Source organism: Nocardioides sp. (assembly GCF_036503465.1).
Lineage (GTDB): Bacteria > Actinomycetota > Actinomycetes > Propionibacteriales > Nocardioidaceae > Nocardioides.
The window spans coordinates 44,634-62,980 of record NZ_DASXWU010000057.1; the positions used below are offsets into that span (position 1 = coordinate 44,634).

An 18,347-nucleotide genomic window follows, 5' to 3' on the forward strand; every position below is an offset into this window, starting at 1 on the left:
TCGACTGACCTCGTGGAGGTGTTGGGCATGCGTTGGGCCGACTTCGAAGCGGCCGCCCGAGGGCTGGCGGCTCTGGGCAGGAAGAAGCTGCTCGCTCCGGGTGTGGTGCTCGTCGGCACGATCCGTCGGGACGGCGCTCCACGGATCAGCCCGGTCGAGCCGTTCGTGCTCGACGGCGAGCTGTGGTTGTCGATGCTCTGGGGATCGCACAAGGCGGCAGACCTGGCCCGCGACCCGAGGGTGCTGGTGCACAGCATCGTGTCCAGCCGCGACGGCGGCGACGGGGAGTACAAGCTGCGCGGGCGCTGCCACGCGGAGGAGGACCGCGGTGTGCGGGAGCGTTACGCGGACGCGGTGTCGGCCGCCCTGGGGTGGCGGCCGGATCCCGATCGGGTCCACCTGTTCCGCGTCGACATCGACTCGGTGTCCTACCTGCGTTACGACGATGCCACGGGTGACCAGTTCACCGTGCTGTGGCCGCAGGGACGCGAGTACGTGCGGAGGGGGACCGGCGCCACCAGTCTCGGTCCGCCCGAACCAGCCGACCTCGGGCTGCTGGATCCCTAGGGCACGTGGCGCTGGGCCGCGCTAGTCCTCGAGGCTCACCCGGCCGGCAGCAACGAGCACGCGGAGGGCGTTGAGGGTGACCATCAGGTTGGGGCGGCCGGCGGCACCCCAGTCGACGACCTCGGGCGTGGTCCTGCTGTCGGACGCGCGCCACCACTGCGCCTGGGCGTTCCACCGGCCGTCCGGTCGGCGCTTGTCCTCGAGAAGATCCAGGGCGTCCGACGCGCGAGGATCGTTCGTCTTCCCTCCACGGGCGATGACGAGCAGCGCAGCGAGCACGTCGTAGTGCCAGTACGACGGGTACGGCGTGGACAGCCAGCGGGCGTTGATCGGCTCGCCACTGCCGCCCCTGCGAAACACCCGGTGCTCGAGGAACAGCTCGACGGCGCGGTCTGCCGCATCTTGGGCACCTTCGTGGCCGGTGGCCGCGGCGTACTCCTGCAGGCCCCACGCCGTCCGGAGCGACTCGTGGAACGACGAACGGTGTCCGTCCGCCTGGTTGTCGCAGTTCCAGCCGCCGTCCGGCCACTGCCAGGAGATGATCGCCTCGGCCAGCCGCGCGGCGCGCTCGTCCCCGGCAAGTCCCAACCGCGCGCATGCGCCCAGGGCGTTGCCATGGACGCTGGCGTGTGAACGCGGCAGACCCTCCACGACTCGCGGCGGATACCTCAGGCCGTTCGCGATCCACGCCAGCACGTGCTCGGCGGCGGCCGCCACGCGCCGGTCGTCGGCGGGCACGCCGAGCTCCGCCAGCGACACCAGGCGCCAGTGCGCGCCGGTCCACTTGCGGTACGGGTCGCCGCCGAACCCGCCGTCCTCCTGCTGCCCGGCAAGAAGGGCGGACACCCAGGGACCTGCCGTGGGACCGGTCAGGTCCGTGACGGAGTCCGTGCCCACGAGCTCTCGGCGGGCCAGGTGTCGCACCGCTGGGTCGTCGGCCTCGAGCAGCCACGACACCGCGGCTGCCGTCCTCTCGTCCACCCTGTGAGGATCGCAGACCGCCGGCTCGATCGGCCCCTGGAACCTGAACGAACCGGAGCCCCGGTGCGTAGTTCCCAGTGACGGATGTGCCCTGGGCACATCAACATCCGATAGAAGAGAGTCGGTGGTCAGCGTGCTGACCAAACGATGGATCCTCGGTGGACTGGTCGTGGTCATCGTGGCCGTCATCATCATCCTGCTGGTCGTCTACAGCGGCGGAGGCAGCAGCGGCGGGGGCGGCGGCGGAGGCTACTGAGTCTGACCGGCCGTGCCCGCGCTGGGCAGCCTCAGACCTGGGATCGCAGTACGTCGACCTCGCAGCCCGGTGCGGCCGGGTCGAAGCCGTGCTCCACCAGCCATCGGACGGCGATCAGGCTGCGCCATGACCACCAGGCACGGATCACGTCGACCTCGACCTCGGCGCCGTAGCCGGCGATGACGTCACCGAGGTGCTCCCGGTGCCCGAGCGTCAGGCTCGCGAGGTCGTACAGCCCGTCGCCGGGACCCGCCTCGGACCAGTCGACCACGCCGGTGACCCGGTCACCGTCGACGAACACGTGGGCGACCTGCAGGTCGCCGTGCATGAACACCGGCGTCCAGGGCCGGAGCGCCGCCTCGGCGATCCGGCGGTTCCGTGTGACCAGGTCGGCGGGGAGGACGTCGTTCGCGAGGAGCCACGTGCATTCACGCTCCAGGCTCGACGCGACCTCGTCGAGGGTCCGGCCGGGCCAGGGTGGCGGCGCCGCGTCGTGCAGCGTCCGTACGGCGGCACCCGCCGCCGACCAGGCCTTCGGTGACGACGTCGGCGGCTCGCCGAGCCGGCCCAGTGCTGACCCCGGGAGACCGGCGAGCGCGAGCACCGGCGGCTTCCGCCACAGCACCTGCGGTGTCGGGATCGGCGCCCGGGCCATGGCTTCGACCTCGACGTCGGTACGTCGCTGATCGGCGTCGATCTTCAGGAACACCTCGCCGACGCGCACGGTCGCACGCTCCTGGTGAGCCACGACGACCTGCACGTCTTCCACGTCGGCCATTGTCGCGAGACGGTGACCGGCGTACCCACCGGTTTTGTCGGCGCTCGGTGAGATGCGAGACGAGTTTCAGCAGCGTGGAGTGACGGTGGTCAGGTGCATCTGCGGGGCGTCGATCGAGTGGGCGTTCGGACGCTTCAGCGTGTAGTAGCGGACCCAGTCCATCTGCATGAACGACGGCCGCATGGTGGCGCCGGGCACCGACTGCATCACGAACTGCGGGCGGTACCTGATGCCGGAGAGGGCAGCGCGCCGCCGTTCCGTCCTGATCACCTTGGTGTCGACGAACCAGGAGATGTGGCGCTTGGTGATCTCGACGGCGTACGTGTGCCACGCCAGTGAACGCAGGTCTCGCTTGCGGGCGTAGGTGAAGCGGTGGTCCGGGAGCGTGTTCACCGAGCCGCGGACCCGCGTGTCACCGGGCGAGTAGGTGCCGAGCACGATCCTGTTCGCGCCGCAGCTGTCGTCGCCACTCGCCGGGACCAGCTCCCAGGTGTAGCGGTAGTGCGCCCCCGTGCCCTTCTGCGGCTCCCGGGCGCGCACCCGCGCCTCCCAGCGGCCCACCCGGGCGGCCTGGTCGCTGGGGTACGCCGTGACGTTGGCGGGGCCCTTCGACGCGTCGAGGGTGAGCATGCCGTTCACCTGGTAGATCAGGCCGGGGTGGTTGGACTTCCAGTTGTTGCCGAGCGACCCGACCTCGAACTCCTGGTCCCACGCCGGCTTGCCCCACCGGAACACCGCGGCCGCGTTCGTGGGGTACTTGCAGTAACCCACACAGGGGCGCGACGAGGCCGGCCGCACCTGCGCCATCTCGGCCGGTGTGCCTGCCCCGACGACCGCCATCGCCGTGCCGGCGAGGACCATGCCGCCGAGGGCGGACACGTATCTCCGGGATCTGGCCGGGCCTCGACCGGTTCCGACGCTCGAACTGAGGGGGGTGGCCGATCGACGCGACTTCCGAGTGAGCACGACGGCAGGATCGCACGACACGATCGCCCATGTAGGGCGAATGGCAGTTCACGGATGTCAGTAGGTTGGGGGCCGTGGACGAAGGCGACCGGCTTCGACACGCGTCGTCGTTCGGCAGGGCTGCGGCCGCGTATGAGGAGCACCGTCCCGACTACGCCCAGGCGGCGGTGCGGTGGGCGCTCGACCTGGCTCCGGGCCCTCGCGTGCTGGACCTCGGTGCCGGCACGGGCAAGCTCACCGGCACGCTGGTCGCGGCCGGGCTCGAGACCACCGCGGTCGAGCCCGATCCGGCGATGCTGGCCGAGCTGCACAGGCGGTTGCCGAATGTCCCGGCCAGGTCCGGAAGTGCGGAGGCGATACCGCTTGCCGACGCGTCCGTCGACGCGGTGGTGGCGGGCAACGCCATGCACTGGTTCGACATGGCGTTCGCGGGTCCGGAGATCGCTCGCGTCCTCGTGCCCGGCGGCATCCTCTCCGGGCTCTGGAATGTGCTGGACGATCGGATCGACTGGGTCGCGGAGCTGCGACGCGTCAGCGGCAGCGAGGCCATCGGTCCGCGTGACACGCCCGACAGCTGGCGTGCCGAGACCGCGACCGCCCATCTTCCCGCGAACGGCGCAACGGCCCGTTTCGGTACGCCGGAGCAGGCGGAGTTCCCGCACGGACAGCGCCGAACGGCCGACTCCTTGGTCGAGACGCTCGCGACCCGCGCGGGCATGTTGGTGATGCCGGAGCGGGAACGAGAGGCGCGGCTCGGCCAGATCCGCGCCTTCCTCGCGAGCCGTCCCGAGACCGCCGCGAGCGAGTTCGAGCTTCCCATGCTCACCTGCGTCCTCCGGACCAGGCGGCTGTCGACCTGACCCACCACCTCCGGGCGTCTTTGGACCCGACGAGTCCGTTGTCGGATCACCCGCCTACGCGGGTGATCGGCGGCCCTGGGTGGGTTGTGGCCCCCTCGAGGCTCACGAAACGCTCGCGAAGCAGTGCGTACGGCGGGCCTTCCTCGAACCACCCGTGGGGAGCGACCTGCTCAACCACCGGCTCCGGCTCTGCGGTTGCCGGACTTGGCCGCGGCGACGACGACGCCGACGACCAGCGCGCCGGTGGCCGCACGGCGTACCAGGGTGCGGAGGCGGTGCTTCGGGACCTGGGGCGACTCGACGTTCGGGTACAGGCTCGGGTAGGCCTTGCGGGCGCTCTCGACCGCCTCCCCCCGCTCGGGGTGGGCCTCGTTGCTGACCAGGACGTCGCCGTCCGGTGAGGCCGGCTCGTAGCGCCAGCGCCACCAGCCGTCCGGCTGCTGGGTGACGACGACACGACCCCTCTCCGACGGCCTCATTCGGGGATCCTCCCGCCGGGATGGACCCAGGCGGGGGACTCGGTGAGCGGACGGCCCTCCTCGTCCAGCGGCTCGCCGGGAGCCGGTGCCTCGGGCGACTCCTCCTCGGTCGGCGGCTCGGACGGTGGGATGGGCGGCGCCTTGCCCGCCCGGCGCACCTCACGAGCGCGGCGCCAGTCGGCCTTCGACAGCAGCAGCAGCCCGCCCGCGCCGCTGTCACGCAGCGCCCGTGCGATGCGGTGCGCGATGAAGCCGGTGACGAAGGGCAGGACGATCACCACGACGCGCAGCGTGTTGCGGATGTCGGCGACCGGCGCGTGCGTCCACTGCACCAGGGTCTCCTCCGACATCGCCACGAGGCACACGCCGTAGAAGGTCAGCGCCGCGACGCCGATCGCCACCCGTCCGGGGCTCTCGCGCGGCCGCCCGGTCAGGTGGTGGGTGCCGTAGTCGTGGGTGAGCCGACGGTCGATCCACGGCCACAGGTACAACGCCGCGAAGGTCACGAGGGGGAGCAGGACGCCGGCCCAGAACTGGTTGGGGATCGTGAAGCCCAGCAGATGCGGCTCCATCGGCGGGAAGAGGCGCAGCGCGCCCTCGATCCACCCGACGTACCAGTCGGCGACGGAGGGTGCGGTGATCTGGGGGCTGGAGAAGTCGCCCCACACCCAGATCGGGTTGATCTGCGCGAAGCCGCCGAGCAGGACGCACACCGCGCTGACGAAGAACATCAGCGACAGCGACCGGATGGCGTACGACGGCCACATCCGCGAGCCGACCACGTTCGCGTCCGACCGGCCGGGACCGGAGAAGTGGCTGTGCTTCTGCCGGATCAGGACGGCCATGTGCACGGTGATCAGGATCGCGATCAACGCCGGCACGATCAGGATGTGGAGCGCGTAGAGGCGCTCGATGATCACGTCGCCGGGGAAGTTGCCGCCGAAGACCAGGAACGCCAACCAGTCTCCGATGAACGGCGTCCCCTCGGCGATCGAGAAGAAGATGTGCAGCCCCGTGCCCGACAGCAGGTCGTCCGGGAGCGAGTAGCCGGCGAAGCCGTTGAAGATCGCCAGGATCAGCAGGGTGACCCCGACCGTCCAGTTCAGCTCGCGGGGCTTGCGGAACATCCCCGTGAAGAAGATCCGGCAGAGGTGCAGCACGATGGCGCCGACGAAGATGTGAGCGGCCCAGTGGTGCGCCTGCCGCACCAGCAGCCCTGCGCGCACGTCGAAGCTGATGCTCACCGTCGAGGCGTAGGCGCTCGACACCTCCTTGCCGTGCATCGGCGCGTACGAGCCGTCGTACGTCGTGAGGTGCGAGCTCGGGTCGAAGAAGAGCACCAGGTAGATGCCGGTCGCGACCAGGAACATGAAGCTGTACAGCGCGATCTCGCCGAGCATGAACGACCAGTGGTCGGGGAAGATCTTCGCCATCGTCTTGCGGGCGACCGAGGCGTACCCCAGCCGCTCGTCGGCGAGCCGGAGCACCCGGTTCGCGCGTCGCGCCCTCATGCGCGGTACCCCCACCAGGCGGCACCGACGGGGCCCGAGAACGGGCCGTTCGCGACCAGGTTGCCGTCGCCGTCGAGGGCGAGCGGCAGCTGCGGCAGCGGGTGGGAGGCGGGACCTTGCATCGGCTTCGCGCCGTCGAGCACGTTGAACACCGAGTGGTGGCAGGGGCACAGCAGCTGCGCCGGCTGGTCGGCGTACAACCCGACCGGGCAGCCGGCATGCGTGCACAGCTTGGAGTAGGCGACGACGCCGTCGACCGCCCAGTTGGTGCGGTCGGCCGGTAGCTGCAGCTGGTCTGGCGAGACCCGGATCAGCAGCGTCGCGCCGACGTCCTGGCGGGGGTCGGACCCATCGGGGAACACGGTGAGATACCCACCGACCTCGAGGTCGTCGGGCTTGACCGGCTGGAGCTCCTCGGTCATCAGCCGCCGGCCCTGGCTGAACGCACTCTCGGAGAGGACCTCGTCGGGCACCTCGCTCATCGAGGGCAGCAGCGAGCGCAGCGGGAACAGCAGCGCCGCGCCCAGCGTCGTGACCGACAGCCCGAACATCCCCCACAGGAAGCCGGACCGGGGCACGGGCGACTCGGTGAGCGCCTGCCGGAAGTGCTCGAACTGCTCCGACGACGTCGGGCCGATCGCCCGCTCCTCGACGTAGTCCGGCTCCTCCTGGTCGATCCGGTGCGACCACACCGCAAGGGCCAGCGCTATCAGCGTCAGCGAGCCGCCGAGGACGGCGCCCAGGACCGGCGTGCTCAGGTCGAGGACGTACGCCGCGGCGAAGCCCATCGCGCACAGCGTGCCCAGGCCGAAGCAGAGCACGACCGGACGCGGGGCCGGAGCGCGGCTCACTCTTCGGATTCCTTACGGGGTGCCCGGCGGCCGAGCAGGAGAATGATGATCACGAGGAGCGGCAGCGGGATCAGGAAGGCGAGCAGGCTCTCCGCGATCGGCCCGTACTGGTCGAGCGGATGGCCGCCCTCGACCTGCTGCGGCCCGAGCTGCTGGACGTAGCTGACCACGTCGTTCAGCTCCTGGTCGTCGAGGGTCTTGGCACCGAACGGCGGCATCTCACCCGGGCCGACCCGCACCGCCTCGGCGATCTGCTCCGACGGGGTGTCGTACAGCTGGGGCACCCGGGTGCCGTCCTGGAGGATGGTCCCGGTGCCGGAGGAGGAGTGGCAGGCGGCGCAGCTGGCCAGGAAGACCGTGCGCCCGGACGTGATGTCGCCGGCCGAGAGCTGGGGGAGCGGCTCACCCGAGCCGAGCTGCTCGCCGACGTACTGCACCAGCGCGGCGATGGTGGCCGCGTCGTACTTCTGGGTGTGCGGCTCGGTGGTGGCGTCCGGCTCGAGCAGCGGCATCCGGCCGGTCTTCAGCATGAAGTCGACGTACGCCGGCCCCGCCGAGCGCAGGTCCGGCCCGCGGCTGGTGCCCTGCGCCTGGATCCCGTGGCACCACGCGCAGTCGCGGAGGAAGACGTGCTGCCCGAGGTTGGTGTCACCGGCGCGGGACGGAGAGTACGCCGTGCCGGCTCCGGCCACCGCGGAGCCCGCGCGCAGCGTCGTGGTCAGCCACAGCGCCGCCCCGATGACTGCCAGGAGTCCCAGCGATCGCACCACCCAGGAGCGTCTGGTCCGTCCGCTCATCGGGCGCCTCCCACGGAGGGCTCCTCCAGCACCATGCCGTCGACAGGGTCGTCGATCTGGCCGTACTCCGGCTCGGGCCAGCGCCGCTGCAGCGCGCGCAGCCAGCCGCCGACGAGAACGACCGCGAGGGCCACGAAGAAGAAGTCCATCGGCACCCACATCACGAGCCCGCCGATGCGCTGGTCGACGATCACGTCCGCACCCGCCGCGTGCGCCGCCTGTGCCTGGGCCGGGTAGAGCGGGTGGTCGATGAAGGTCAGCAGAGCGCCGAGCGCGGCCCCCGGCGGGATCGCGGCGGCGACGTACAGCACCGCGGCGGGTCCGGTGAGCCGCCGTCGGGCCGGACCGAACAGGTGCCACCAGAACAGCCAGGCCGTCAGCAGGAAGCAGGCGTGCTCGGCGACGTGTGCGTACGTCGAGGCCACCGCCTCGTCGTACGCCGCGGGCAGGTGCCAGAGCCAGAGCGCACCGATGTAGGCGCCCCAGGCGAGGTGCGGTCCGATCACGGCCGGCCGGAGGAGCCGGTGCTGCAGCCGGGTGAGCGGACGGCGTGCGGCGCGAGGAAGGCCGGCGAGCAGGGGCAGGCCGCACCTGGACAGCGCGAGCAGCGGCGCCGACACCAGGATCAGCGTCATGTGCTGAGCCATGTGCGTGGACAGCCGCTCCTCGAGGAGCTCACCCAGCGGAGGGGCGGTAACGACGCCTGCGACGACAACGGCGGCCGCCACGGCCCACGGTCGGCCGAGGTGGGAGCGGCCGCTCGCGCTGCGGTGCAGGCGATGCAGCCCTCGGATGTAGCAGACCGCGCCCGCGAGCAGCAGGCACCCGCCGACCACGGCGGCGCTCCAGGCCAGGGCCGCGGTCATCAGCACGCCTCCAGCACGTAGAGCGCGATCCCGCCGCCGGTGATCGCGGCCAGCATCATCGAGTCGAGGAACAGCCCGATCACCATCAGCAGGTGGAGCCGGCCCTTCGCGAGGTCGTCGTCCTCGAGGCGCCGGACCAGCACCCGGAGGCGCAGGCAGGCCAGCAGCGCGAGCAGGGTGACCAGCCAGGGGATCACGATGGCGCCGATGGTCACGGCGTACTCCGCCCGCGACGGACTTCCGCCGTGCTGCAGGTCGTACGCCGGGTAGCGGACCAGGCACCCCAGCTCCATGGTCGACCACGAGACCGCCAGGCTCACCGCCCAGGCGACCACACCACCGACGACCGCGAACCAGGTCAGGATCGGCCCGACCCGTCCGCTCCGTGCGCCGCCGGAAGCGCCCGTCGACCCGTCCGACGACGCGGTCGGCGGTGACTCCGGGGGCGTGGTGGGTCGGCTCATGTCAGATCCAGTACGGCGCGAGGTAGGCCGTGACGTAGACGGGGACGGCGACGGCGGCGAGGAAGTACCAGTACAGGGCGACCACCCGGATGGACCCGGTCTGGCGGGACGGGCCCAGCCGTCGGACGATCGCCTGGGCGAGCAGGAGCAGGAGCATCAGGAGCCCGAGGACGACGTGGACGGTGTGCAGCCCGGTGACCGAGTAGAACAGCGACCCGTAGGTGTCCTTGCTGAGGGTGGAGGCGGGCCACTCGTCGCGCCAGTCGATGACCTGGAGCACGAAGAAGCAGACCCCGCCGAGCAGCGTGACGACCAGCCAGAAGAGTCTGCGGTCTCCGGCCCGGAGTCGCGCCGCCCGCCCGCACAGCCACATCGGCAGACAGCTGACGATCAGCACGGCGGTGCCGATCGACGGCACCAGCAGGCTGGGCAGCTTCTCGTGGTCGGGCGGCCAGGTGCCGTCCGCGCTGAACCGCAGGTAGTAGTAGCTGGCCAGGACCGCCGCGAACGTCGCGGACTCGGTGCAGATGAACAGCACCATCCCCCACCAGCCGGTGGTCCGGCCGGACGGCGCCTCCTCCAGGCGGTGGGGCGTACGCCGGACGGCGGCCTCGGTACCGCGGGCGACGGCGGTCATGACTCCACCTCCGGCCGGTTCCAGGTCCACCACAGCACGACCAGGGCCAGCAGCCCGGCGCCGACGTACGCGCCGACGTAGATCTTGAGCAGCAGGAAGACCACGGTGATCAGGAGGGAGAGGGCCACCAGGATCGGCTGGATGATCTCCTCGGGCATGGTCATCACCCGTTCGATGCGCGCGTCGAACTCACTGGTGCGCAGGGTCTGGTGCTCGTCGGTCAGCACCCGCAGGTCGTCCTCGTCGTGCTCCTCCATGGAGGCCAGGGACTTCCCGTCCCAGAGCGGGTTCAGGCTGTGCACGGTGGGCAGGACCGGGAAGTTGTACTCCTTCGGCGGAGAGCCGGTGGCCCACTCGAGCGTGTTGCTGCCCCACGGGTTGTCGGGGGACCGCGGTCCGTGCAGGAGGCTCTGCACGAAGACGAACAAGGTGAGCAGGAAGCCCAGCGCGAGCACGAACGCGCCGATGGTCGAGAGCAGGTTCCAGATGTTCCAGCCGAGGTCGCCGTCGTAGCTGTAGATGCGACGCGGCATCCCGAGCAGGCCCGAGATGTGCATCGGGAAGAAGGTCAGGTTGAAGCCGCCGAAGACCAGGATGAAGCTGATCAGCCCGCCGCGTGGGCTCGTCATCCGGCCGGTCATCTTCGGCCACCAGTAGAAGAGCCCGGCGAGCAGCGGCAGCACGGCGCCGCCGAAGAGCACGTAGTGGAAGTGGGCGACCACGAAGTAGGAATCGGTGACCTGCTGGTCGAACGGCACGACGGCGAACATCACCCCGGTCACGCCGCCCAGCACGAACGCGACGATGAAGCTGACGGCGTACAGCATCGCGGTGGTGATCCGGATCCGTCCGAACCACATCGTGCCCAGCCAGGCGAACATCTGGATGCCGGCCGGCAGGCTGATCGTCAGGGTGGCGGCGGAGAAGAAGGCCAGCGACACGGTCGAGAGGCCGACTGCGAACATGTGGTGCACCCAGACGCCGAAGGAGATGATCCCGGTCGCGACGGTGGCCAGGACCACCAGCGGGTACGCCACGATCGGCCGGCGTGAGAACACCGGGATGACTGACGAGATGATGCCCATGGCAGGCAGCACGATGATGTAGACGTCCGGGTGGCCGAACAGCCAGAACAGGTGCTGCCACAGCACCGCGTCGCCGCCGTGGCTGGTGTCGAAGAAGTGGGTGCCGAAGCGGCGGTCCATGAACAGCATCAGGTTCGCGGCGTCGAGGGGCGGCAGCGCGAAGACGAGCATGAAGGACTGGGTCACGATCGCCCAGACGAAGAGCGGCACCCGGTTGAGCGACATGCCGGGCGCGCGCATCTTCAGCGCGGTGACGATGAAGTTGATCGAGCCGATCGTGGTCGAAACGGCCAGCATCAGCAGGCCGAGCGTGTAGAAGTCGAGGTTCAGGCCGGGGAGGTACTCGCGGGTGAGCGGCACGTAGGCGAACCACCCGCCGTCCGGCGCCATCCCGAGCGGCAGGCTGGAGAACATGAACAGCCCGGAGAACAGGAAGATCCAGTAGCTCAGGGCGTTGACCCGCGGGAACGCCATGTCGCGGGTACCGATCATCAGCGGCAGCACGTAGTTGCCGAAGCCGGAGTTCATCGGCGTCGCGAAGAAGAAGATCATCGCGGTGCCGTGCAGCGTGAACAGCTGGTCGTACTCCTCCGGGCTCACCAGGTGGTTGTCGGGTACGGCGAGCTGGGTGCGCATCACGAGCGCGCTGACGCCGGCGAACAGGAAGAACAGGGCCGCGGTCACCAGGTAGCGCCGGCCGATCCGCTTGTGGTTGACCGTGGTGAGGAAGCCGAGCAGCCCCGGCTCCTCCTCCCACAGCTCGTCGAGCGTCGCGCCGACGGCCGCTTCCGCGCCGCGGCGCTCGGGGATCACCGTGCCGGCCATCGTTACTTCAGCCCTTCGAGGTAGGCCACGACCGCCTGGGTCTCGGACTGCGAGAGTGGCTGCGGCGGCATCTTCACTCCGGGCTTGATGTTCTGCGGGTTGTCGATCCACGAGGCCAGGTGATCGGGGGTGTTGCTGATGATCTGGCCACCGATGCGGGGCCGGCTGCCGACGTGTGTGAGGTCGGGACCGACCGTGCCGTCGGCCGCGGTGCCGCGCACGGTGTGGCAGCTGGCGCACGTCGTCGTGGTCACCAGGCTCATCCCTTGCCGCGCCAGCGCCGAGGTCGGCTGCGCCGCCGGCTGTCCCTGCTTCGCGACCCAGGCCCGGAAGTCGGTGGTCGACTGCGCGACCAGCTCGAAGTCCATGTACGCGTGCTCGACCCCGCAGTACTCGGCGCACTCGCCCCGGTAGACACCCGGTTTCGAGACGGTCAGCCAGGTGGTGTTGACCTTCTTCGGGATCAGGTCGGTCTTCGGCGTCAGCTGCGGCAGCCAGAAGCTGTGGATCACGTCGGCGGTGCTCAGCCGCAGCTCCACGGGCACACCGACCGGCACGTGCACCTCGTTGGCCGTGACGACCTCGGATCCGGTGCCCGTGCCGGGCCCCGAGTAGCGGAACTCCCACCACCACTGGTGGGCGACGACGTCGATCGTGACCTGGGTGGGGGACGGCGGCGACGAGGCGTTCGAGAGGTCGCGCAGACCCAGCGCGAAGACGCCGCCGAGGATCACCGCCGGGATCGCCACCCCGAAGATGCCGACGAACCGCAGCCCCTGGTTGTCCGGGTCGGCTCTCGCCCTGCGGCGGATGACCAGCGGGATGATCGCCAGCGCGATCACGATGACGCAGACGGCGGCCGCGACCGCGAAGAGCAGCCACCAGGAGGTCGCGACCTCGCTGGCCTTCGGCCCGTCCGGCTCCAGCGTCGAAGGCGGATGACCCGCGCACGCCGTGAGGACGGAGGCGCTGAGCAACAAGGCGCCGGCCGTCACGACGTACTGGGTCCGGCCGGCGCACATGCCGGGTAGGTACCACTTCCCGGCAAGTCCAAACGGCTCGCGACCCGAGCCATAAGACGGCGATGCATGAGTCGCGGTGATTCGGGCACCGAGGATCGTGTCGCTGTCGCGGGTCGGTGCGCGCTGCCCGCCGACGGCGCCCGACTCTCGAGAACGAGGAGGAGTCATGGCCGGTCGGCTGTCCCGGGTACTAGGTCTCGCGGCCCTTGCGTCGACGGTCGCGCTGCTCCTCATGGGTCTGGTGGTCGCGCCGCCCGATGCGCTTCAGGGACAGTCGCAGCGCCTGATGTACCTGCACGTGCCCGCGGCCTGGACCGCGTTCGCCGCGTTCGGTGTGGTCGCCGTCTGCTCCGTCGCCGTGCTCCTCGGCGGCCGGGACCGGATGTGGGCGGTCGGCGGAGCGGCCGCCGAGCTGGGCGTCGCGATGACCGGCCTGACCCTCGCCGAGGGCAGCATCTGGGGCCACGCGGCCTGGGGTGTCTGGTGGGCCTGGGATCCGCGGCTGGTCAGCACCGCCTGCCTGTTCCTGGTGTACGTCGTCTACCTCGCCGGCCGCTCGCTCGCCGGCGATGTCCCGAGCGCGCGTCGCCGGGTCGCGGCGTGGGGTGCCTGCTCGGTGCTGCTCGTCCCGGTCGTGCACTTCTCCGTCTTGTGGTGGCGGACCCTGCATCAGCCGCCGACGCTGCTCGCCCCGAGCCTGCACCCGCCGATCGCCACGGTGATGCTGGCCGCGTTGCTCGTGGGTGTCGTGACGTTCACGCTCGCCGGAGGCTGGTACGTCGTACGCCGGACGCAGGCGCTGCTGCCCGGGACGTCGGTCACCGCTCAGGGGATCGACGAGCCCGACCGACGAGCGGCGGAGACCCCGCGATGACCGGCTGGGCGGTGGTCGCGGCCGGGTACGTCGTGGCCGCGATGGTCTGGGTGCTGCTGCTCGTGGTGGTCCGGAGGTCGAGGTCCCGGTGAGCGGCGCGGCGTTCCGTGGCCGGCGACCGCTCGCCGCGGTCGTCGTGCTGGCGGCCGCCGTGTTCGTGCTGGCCGGACTGCTGGTCGCCGGCGCCCTCAACCACAGCCTCAGCTACTACCGGACGCCCACCCAGCTGGCGAGCAGCCCCCAGGGCGACCGCTCGGTGCGGGTGGGCGGGCTCGTCGTCGCCGGCACGGTGCATCACACCGGAGCGCGGGTGCGGTTCGTGCTCACCGACGGTGCCCACGACCTGCGCGTGGTGACCACCGACGCCCCGCCGGCGACCTTCCGGGCCGGCCAGGGCGCGGTGGTGGAGGGACACCTGCTCGCCGACGGGATCTTCCGGGCCGACCAGGTGATGGTGCGGCACTCCAACGAGTACCACCCCCCGCGATGACCGGCTGGGTCGGCACGTTCGCGCTGGCCGCGGCGTTCTGCTCGGCTCTCGCCTGTGTCGGAGTGTGGGCGTCGGCCGCCCTTCGCCCGGCGACCAGGCAGGCACCGCGCTGGCTCGGTCTCCTGCCGTTGCTGGCGGCGGGTGCCACGGTCGGCGCGGCCGAGTACGCGCTGCTCACCCACGACTTCTCGATCCGGTTCGTCGCCGAGAACGGCAGCCTCAGCACGCCGGCGTACTACACCGTCACCAGCCTCTGGGCGGCCCATGACGGGTCGCTGCTGCTCTGGGTGCTGATCCTGACGGCGTACGTCGCGGTGCTGGGGTGGCGCACGCCGGCCGGTGCCCGGCGGCTGCACGCCTGGGCCGTGTCCTGCCTGTCGACGGTGGCGGCCTTCTTCGCCGGGCTCGCGCTGTTCACGGGCCAGGTCTTCGACCGGGTGCAGCCGGCACCGGCCGACGGGCCCGGGCCCAACCCCCTGCTCGCCGACCATCCGGCGATGGGGGTGCACCCGCCCCTGCTGTACGCCGGGCTGCTCGGCACCGCCGTGCTGTTCTCCTACGCGGTAGCCGCCCTGGTGACCGGTCGAGCCGACGGCGGCTGGGCGCGCGTGGTACGTCCCTGGGCGTTGTGGACCTGGTCGGTGCTCACGGCCGGCATCGTGATGGGGGCCTGGTGGTCCTACACCGTGCTCGGCTGGGGTGGCTACTGGGCGTGGGACCCCGTCGAGAACGCTGCACTGCTGCCCTGGCTGCTGACCACCGCACTGCTCCACTCGGGCATGGTGCTGCGTAGGTCCGGCGCCCTGCCGGCGTGGAGCCTGAGCCTGGCCGTCGGCGCCTTCGTCCTGGCCGGGCTGGGCGTGTTCATCACCCGGTCCGGCGTGAGCGTCAGCGTGCACACCTTCGCGTCCTCGGGCGTGGGTGTCGTGCTGCTGGCCTTCCTCGCGGCCGTGCTCGCCGGGGTCGTCGCACTCGCCCTGCTTCGCCCCGGCGGGCTCGGGTCGCCCCGCGGCAGCCTGGGTCCGGTGCTCTCCCGGACGTCGGCGATCCTGGCCAACAACGTGCTGCTGGTCGTGCTCGCGGTGACCGTGCTGGTGGGCACGCTGTTCCCGGTGCTGGCCGACGCGGTGAACGGCTCGCAGGTGGCCGTCGGTCCGTCCTACTTCGACACCGTCAGCGTCCCGGTGGTGGGACTCCTGCTCGCGCTGATGGGTCTCGGTCCCTACCTGCGCTGGCGCGGCGACCGGGGCGCGGCGGTGCTCCGGCGGGCGCTGCTCCCCGCCGCGGTCGGCGCGGCGGTGGTCGTCTGCCTGGCGGTCAAAGCCCCGACCGGCCGGGCCGCCCTGGTGACCTTCGGTCTCGCGGGCTTCGTGCTCACCGGCATCGTGCGCGACGTCGTACGCCGGGTCGGCTCGTGGGGCAGGGTCGCCGGGATGGGTGCCCATCTCGGCTTCGTCCTCCTGCTGGTCGGCGTCGCCGGCTCGTCGGCGTACGCCGTGGCGGGTGAGGGGACCGTGACGCCCGGCCATTCGCACCGCGTCGCGGGTGTCGACGTCGCAGTGTCCGCGGTGAGCCGGGACCGCTCGGCCGGTGACATCGTGACCCGGGCCGGGCTCGTGCTGCGTCGCGGCGACCGCACGGTCCGGCTCTCGCCGGGTCTGCGCTACTCGCCGGCCCACGACATGACGGTCGCGGTCCCGGCCGTCTCGAGCCGGGTGGGCGGCGACCTCTACGTCACCCTCCTGTCCGCTGACCGCAACGGCGCGGTGACCGTGCGGGTCGCCCGCAACCCGATGGTCGGCTGGATCTGGGCCGGCGGCGCCGTGATGGCGCTGGCCGGGCTCGGGTCGCTCCTGCTGCGACGGCGTCGGCGGCGTGCGCCGGCGCGGGCGGCCGTGCCCGAGCCGGCCCCGGCTCCGCCGCTGGCGGTCACCCCCGACCTGGCCGCGAGGGCCGAACGGTGATCCGGCCCCGGCACCTGTTCCGGCTGCTGTCCGTCGCGACCGGCGTCCTGCTCGCGGTGGGCGTGCTGGCCGGACTGACCCTTTCCCTCGGCGTCCATGGCGAGAACACGCATCGTGCCCTGCTCGGCGAGCGGGCGCCGGCGCTGCGTGGCAGCACGCTGGACGGCTCGTCGTACGTCCTCCGGCCGACCGGGCACCTGACCCTGGTCAACATCTGGGCGGCCTGGTGCGCTCCGTGCCGCGACGAGATCCCGCTGCTGGCGCGGGCCGCGGCCGACTACCGGAGCCAGGGCGTGCGGCTCGTCACCGTCGACACCCGCGACGGGCCGGTGGCCGCGCGCGCCCTGCTGTCGGACGCGAACGCCCAGGACCTGGTCGCGGTCGTCGACCCCCACGGTCGGCTCGCGGTCAGCTGGGGGGCGACCGGGGTGCCCGAGACGGTGGTCGTCGACGGCCAGGGCATCGTCCGCGCCCGGCGGATCGGGGCGGTGTCGCGGGAGTGGCTCGACTCCCAGGTACGCCGATGGTCGTGACCCGGCGTCTCTGGGTCCCGGTGGTCGCCGTCCTGGTCGCGGCCGCGGCGGTCGCCGCGATCGTGCTCACCCACGAGCCGACTCCGCCGCTGTCGACCCGGGTCGACCGGGTCGCGAAGACGCTGCGCTGCCCGGCCTGCAACGGCGAGTCGGTGGCTGCCTCCGACACCCCGATCGCGCGCAGCATGCGCGCGGAGATCACCCACCAGCTGAAGGACGGCCGGAGCCCGGACCAGGTGCGCGCATGGTTCGTGGACCGGTACGGCGCCGACATCGTCACCACACCCTCCTCCCGGGGCCCGGAGCTGCTGCTGTGGGCCCTGCCGATCGGCGTCCTGGTGCTCGGTGGCGCGGTCGTGCTGGTCAGGTCGCGGCGCCGCACGACGAGCGCTGGGGAGCCGACCGCGCCCGCGGCAGCGAGTGGGGGAGCCCTGAGCGGCCGGCGGGTGCTGGTCGCCGTCGTGGTCTGCGCGGTGGCGGGGGCGGCTGTGCCCGCCGCGGTCGCGCTCCCGTCCCGCGGCGGCACGGACGCGGCGCGGTCGTCCGGCGGGACCGCATCCACCTCCGACCGGCTGGGACCCCAGGACTGGGTCAGGCTCGGCCGCTCGCTCGACAGCCGTGGCGACCCGACCGGTGCGGAGCAGGCCTACCGCCGGGCGCTCGCGCTCGCCCCCAACAACGACGCCGCCCGGACCGGCCTCGCCTTCGACCTGCTGCGCCGAGGCCACCTGTCCGCGGCCGAGTGGCTCGTCCGGCCGGTCGCCGGTCCGGCGGGCCGGTACCGGCCGTTGGCCCTTCTGGTGCTCGGTCTCGCCCAGCGCGGACGCGGTGAGCCCTTCGCCCCGACCCTGCGCCGGTTCCTCCGGCTCGCGCCCGACCACCCCGCTGCCGCCCAGGTGCGCCGGCTGCTGCGGAGCCGATGATGCGACGTTTTCACCGCGCCGCCACGGTCCTGGCCCTCGTCACGGTGCTCACGGGGTGTGGCGCCGAGGCCGAGACCGGCGGGGGCGAGCTGGGCACCCGTCCTATGTCGGCGGACCATGCCGCCCCGGTGCGAGTCGGCCTCATCGAGTGGACGATCGTCACGTCGCGGTCGCGGGTGCCGGCGGGCCGGCTGACGCTCGTCGTGACGAACGCCGGCACGACCGTGCACGACCTGGTGGTCCGCGACGGTCGCGGCACCTGGGAGACCCCGGACCTGCACCCCGGGCAGCAGACCCGCCTCACCGTGCAGGCCGGCCCGCACGAGACCCTGCAGCTGTGGTGCTCGATGCCCGGCCACCGCGCACAGGGGATGCACACGACGCTCACCACGTCGTAGCCCGCCGCACAGACCGAGAGCGGCGGAGGCGAAGGCGAGGCCACCAGACCTCGGGCGAGGACCGCGGGACTCCAGTCATGTCCGTGACCCGGGATCCGGGCTCTGGGTCAATGAGCTCGTGCGGGCTCATTGACGTAGTGGGGGCGGGGGTCTCGAGAGATGCCCGGCCGAGCCTCGACGGCCGCCAGACGCGGCTGTACGAGCAGGCGTCGCGCAGGGG

At 71.7% G+C, this 18,347-nt stretch carries 21 protein-coding genes; 9 read left to right on the plus strand and 12 right to left on the minus strand.

Going from position 1 to position 18,347, the window contains the following annotated elements:
* Positions 1-27 precede the first annotated feature (27 nt).
* The gene (locus VGK78_RS11090) at positions 28-567 is read left to right on the plus strand and encodes a pyridoxamine 5'-phosphate oxidase family protein (protein ID WP_331527692.1); all 540 of its coding nucleotides are present in this window, start codon (positions 28-30) and stop codon (positions 565-567) included.
* A 21-nt stretch (positions 568-588) separates the two neighbouring features.
* Here VGK78_RS11090 and VGK78_RS11095 read toward each other — a convergent pair whose 3' ends face one another.
* Positions 589-1,548: a hypothetical protein gene (locus VGK78_RS11095; RefSeq protein ID WP_331527693.1), complete on the minus strand. Its 960-nt coding sequence runs from the start codon at positions 1,546-1,548 to the stop codon at positions 589-591.
* A 133-nt stretch (positions 1,549-1,681) separates the two neighbouring features.
* Here VGK78_RS11095 and VGK78_RS11100 point away from each other — a divergent pair, with 133 nt between their 5' ends.
* Entirely contained in the window at positions 1,682-1,804 is a 123-nt protein-coding gene (locus VGK78_RS11100) for a hypothetical protein (protein ID WP_331527694.1), read from the plus strand.
* 31 nt (positions 1,805-1,835) lie between these two features.
* On the opposite strand, the gene VGK78_RS11105 is transcribed toward VGK78_RS11100, so the two are convergent.
* Both VGK78_RS11105 and VGK78_RS11110 read right to left on the minus strand, forming a co-directional pair.
* Positions 1,836-2,582: an aminoglycoside phosphotransferase family protein gene (locus VGK78_RS11105; protein WP_331527695.1), complete on the minus strand. Its 747-nt coding sequence runs from the start codon at positions 2,580-2,582 to the stop codon at positions 1,836-1,838.
* A gap of 66 nt (positions 2,583-2,648) precedes the next feature.
* A complete protein-coding gene (locus VGK78_RS11110) occupies positions 2,649-3,461 on the minus strand; it encodes a glycoside hydrolase family 16 protein (protein ID WP_331527696.1) in 813 nt (270 codons plus the stop codon).
* 161 nt (positions 3,462-3,622) lie between these two features.
* Between VGK78_RS11110 and VGK78_RS11115 the strand changes: the two genes are divergently transcribed.
* On the plus strand, positions 3,623-4,408 hold the full coding sequence (locus VGK78_RS11115) for a class I SAM-dependent methyltransferase (protein ID WP_331527697.1): 786 nt from the start codon (positions 3,623-3,625) through the stop codon (positions 4,406-4,408).
* A gap of 170 nt (positions 4,409-4,578) precedes the next feature.
* On the opposite strand, the gene VGK78_RS11120 is transcribed toward VGK78_RS11115, so the two are convergent.
* From VGK78_RS11120 to coxB, 9 genes are read right to left on the minus strand one after another with little or no spacing between them, the layout of a single operon-like run.
* On the minus strand, positions 4,579-4,887 hold the full coding sequence (locus VGK78_RS11120; protein ID WP_331527698.1) for a hypothetical protein: 309 nt from the start codon (positions 4,885-4,887) through the stop codon (positions 4,579-4,581).
* On the minus strand, positions 4,884-6,398 hold the full coding sequence (locus VGK78_RS11125) for a cytochrome b (RefSeq protein WP_331527699.1): 1,515 nt from the start codon (positions 6,396-6,398) through the stop codon (positions 4,884-4,886). Before VGK78_RS11125 ends, VGK78_RS11120 begins: the two co-directional genes overlap by 4 nt.
* Entirely contained in the window at positions 6,395-7,249 is an 855-nt protein-coding gene (locus tag VGK78_RS11130) for a ubiquinol-cytochrome c reductase iron-sulfur subunit (RefSeq protein ID WP_331527700.1), read from the minus strand. The genes VGK78_RS11125 and VGK78_RS11130 overlap by 4 nt, the downstream gene beginning before the upstream one ends.
* Positions 7,246-8,046, minus strand: a complete 801-nt coding sequence (locus tag VGK78_RS11135) for a c-type cytochrome (RefSeq protein WP_331527701.1) — start codon at positions 8,044-8,046, stop codon at positions 7,246-7,248. The genes VGK78_RS11130 and VGK78_RS11135 overlap by 4 nt, the downstream gene beginning before the upstream one ends.
* On the minus strand, positions 8,043-8,912 hold the full coding sequence (locus tag VGK78_RS11140; protein WP_331527702.1) for a cytochrome c oxidase assembly protein: 870 nt from the start codon (positions 8,910-8,912) through the stop codon (positions 8,043-8,045). The genes VGK78_RS11135 and VGK78_RS11140 overlap by 4 nt, the downstream gene beginning before the upstream one ends.
* Positions 8,912-9,376 (minus strand): hypothetical protein, encoded by a 465-nt coding sequence (locus VGK78_RS11145; protein WP_331527703.1) that lies wholly within the window; start codon positions 9,374-9,376, stop codon positions 8,912-8,914. Before VGK78_RS11145 ends, VGK78_RS11140 begins: the two co-directional genes overlap by 1 nt.
* A gap of 1 nt (position 9,377) precedes the next feature.
* Positions 9,378-10,013, minus strand: a complete 636-nt coding sequence (locus tag VGK78_RS11150) for a cytochrome c oxidase subunit 3 (protein WP_331527704.1) — start codon at positions 10,011-10,013, stop codon at positions 9,378-9,380.
* Entirely contained in the window at positions 10,010-11,923 is a 1,914-nt protein-coding gene (gene ctaD, locus VGK78_RS11155; RefSeq protein ID WP_331527705.1) for a cytochrome c oxidase subunit I, read from the minus strand. Before ctaD ends, VGK78_RS11150 begins: the two co-directional genes overlap by 4 nt.
* Positions 11,924-11,925: 2 nt before the next feature.
* The gene (coxB, locus tag VGK78_RS11160; RefSeq protein WP_331527706.1) at positions 11,926-12,945 is read right to left on the minus strand and encodes a cytochrome c oxidase subunit II; all 1,020 of its coding nucleotides are present in this window, start codon (positions 12,943-12,945) and stop codon (positions 11,926-11,928) included.
* A gap of 166 nt (positions 12,946-13,111) precedes the next feature.
* On the opposite strand from coxB, the gene ccsA reads away from it, so the two are divergent.
* From ccsA to VGK78_RS11190, 6 genes are all read left to right on the plus strand, one after another.
* Positions 13,112-13,819, plus strand: coding sequence for a cytochrome c biogenesis protein CcsA (gene ccsA / locus VGK78_RS11165; RefSeq protein WP_331527707.1), 708 nt, complete (start codon positions 13,112-13,114; stop codon positions 13,817-13,819).
* A gap of 88 nt (positions 13,820-13,907) precedes the next feature.
* Positions 13,908-14,309 (plus strand): cytochrome c maturation protein CcmE, encoded by a 402-nt coding sequence (locus tag VGK78_RS11170; RefSeq protein WP_331527708.1) that lies wholly within the window; start codon positions 13,908-13,910, stop codon positions 14,307-14,309.
* Entirely contained in the window at positions 14,306-16,273 is a 1,968-nt protein-coding gene (locus VGK78_RS11175; protein ID WP_331527709.1) for a heme lyase CcmF/NrfE family subunit, read from the plus strand. The genes VGK78_RS11170 and VGK78_RS11175 overlap by 4 nt, the downstream gene beginning before the upstream one ends.
* On the plus strand, positions 16,270-16,806 hold the full coding sequence (locus VGK78_RS11180) for a TlpA family protein disulfide reductase (protein ID WP_331527710.1): 537 nt from the start codon (positions 16,270-16,272) through the stop codon (positions 16,804-16,806). The genes VGK78_RS11175 and VGK78_RS11180 overlap by 4 nt, the downstream gene beginning before the upstream one ends.
* A complete protein-coding gene (locus tag VGK78_RS11185; RefSeq protein WP_331527711.1) occupies positions 16,803-17,729 on the plus strand; it encodes a cytochrome c-type biogenesis protein CcmH in 927 nt (308 codons plus the stop codon). The genes VGK78_RS11180 and VGK78_RS11185 overlap by 4 nt, the downstream gene beginning before the upstream one ends.
* Complete coding sequence (locus VGK78_RS11190) at positions 17,729-18,127, plus strand: hypothetical protein (RefSeq protein ID WP_331527712.1); 399 nt, start codon at positions 17,729-17,731, stop codon at positions 18,125-18,127. Before VGK78_RS11185 ends, VGK78_RS11190 begins: the two co-directional genes overlap by 1 nt.
* Positions 18,128-18,347: the final 220 nt, after the last annotated feature.

Coding starts and splice junctions, on each gene's coding strand:
- ccsA (WP_331527707.1), top strand. CDS start 13,112: ATGGCCGGTCGGCTGTCCCGGGTACTAGGTCTCGCGGCCCTTGCGTCG.
- VGK78_RS11120 (WP_331527698.1), bottom strand. CDS start 4,887: ATGAGGCCGTCGGAGAGGGGTCGTGTCGTCGTCACCCAGCAGCCGGAC.
- VGK78_RS11150 (WP_331527704.1), bottom strand. CDS start 10,013: ATGACCGCCGTCGCCCGCGGTACCGAGGCCGCCGTCCGGCGTACGCCC.
- VGK78_RS11175 (WP_331527709.1), top strand. CDS start 14,306: ATGACCGGCTGGGTCGGCACGTTCGCGCTGGCCGCGGCGTTCTGCTCG.
- VGK78_RS11105 (WP_331527695.1), bottom strand. CDS start 2,582: ATGGCCGACGTGGAAGACGTGCAGGTCGTCGTGGCTCACCAGGAGCGT.
- VGK78_RS11145 (WP_331527703.1), bottom strand. CDS start 9,376: ATGAGCCGACCCACCACGCCCCCGGAGTCACCGCCGACCGCGTCGTCG.
- coxB (WP_331527706.1), bottom strand. CDS start 12,945: ATGTGCGCCGGCCGGACCCAGTACGTCGTGACGGCCGGCGCCTTGTTG.
- VGK78_RS11125 (WP_331527699.1), bottom strand. CDS start 6,398: ATGAGGGCGCGACGCGCGAACCGGGTGCTCCGGCTCGCCGACGAGCGG.
- VGK78_RS11090 (WP_331527692.1), top strand. CDS start 28: ATGCGTTGGGCCGACTTCGAAGCGGCCGCCCGAGGGCTGGCGGCTCTG.
- ctaD (WP_331527705.1), bottom strand. CDS start 11,923: ATGGCCGGCACGGTGATCCCCGAGCGCCGCGGCGCGGAAGCGGCCGTC.
- VGK78_RS11190 (WP_331527712.1), top strand. CDS start 17,729: ATGCGACGTTTTCACCGCGCCGCCACGGTCCTGGCCCTCGTCACGGTG.
- VGK78_RS11135 (WP_331527701.1), bottom strand. CDS start 8,046: ATGAGCGGACGGACCAGACGCTCCTGGGTGGTGCGATCGCTGGGACTC.
- VGK78_RS11140 (WP_331527702.1), bottom strand. CDS start 8,912: ATGACCGCGGCCCTGGCCTGGAGCGCCGCCGTGGTCGGCGGGTGCCTG.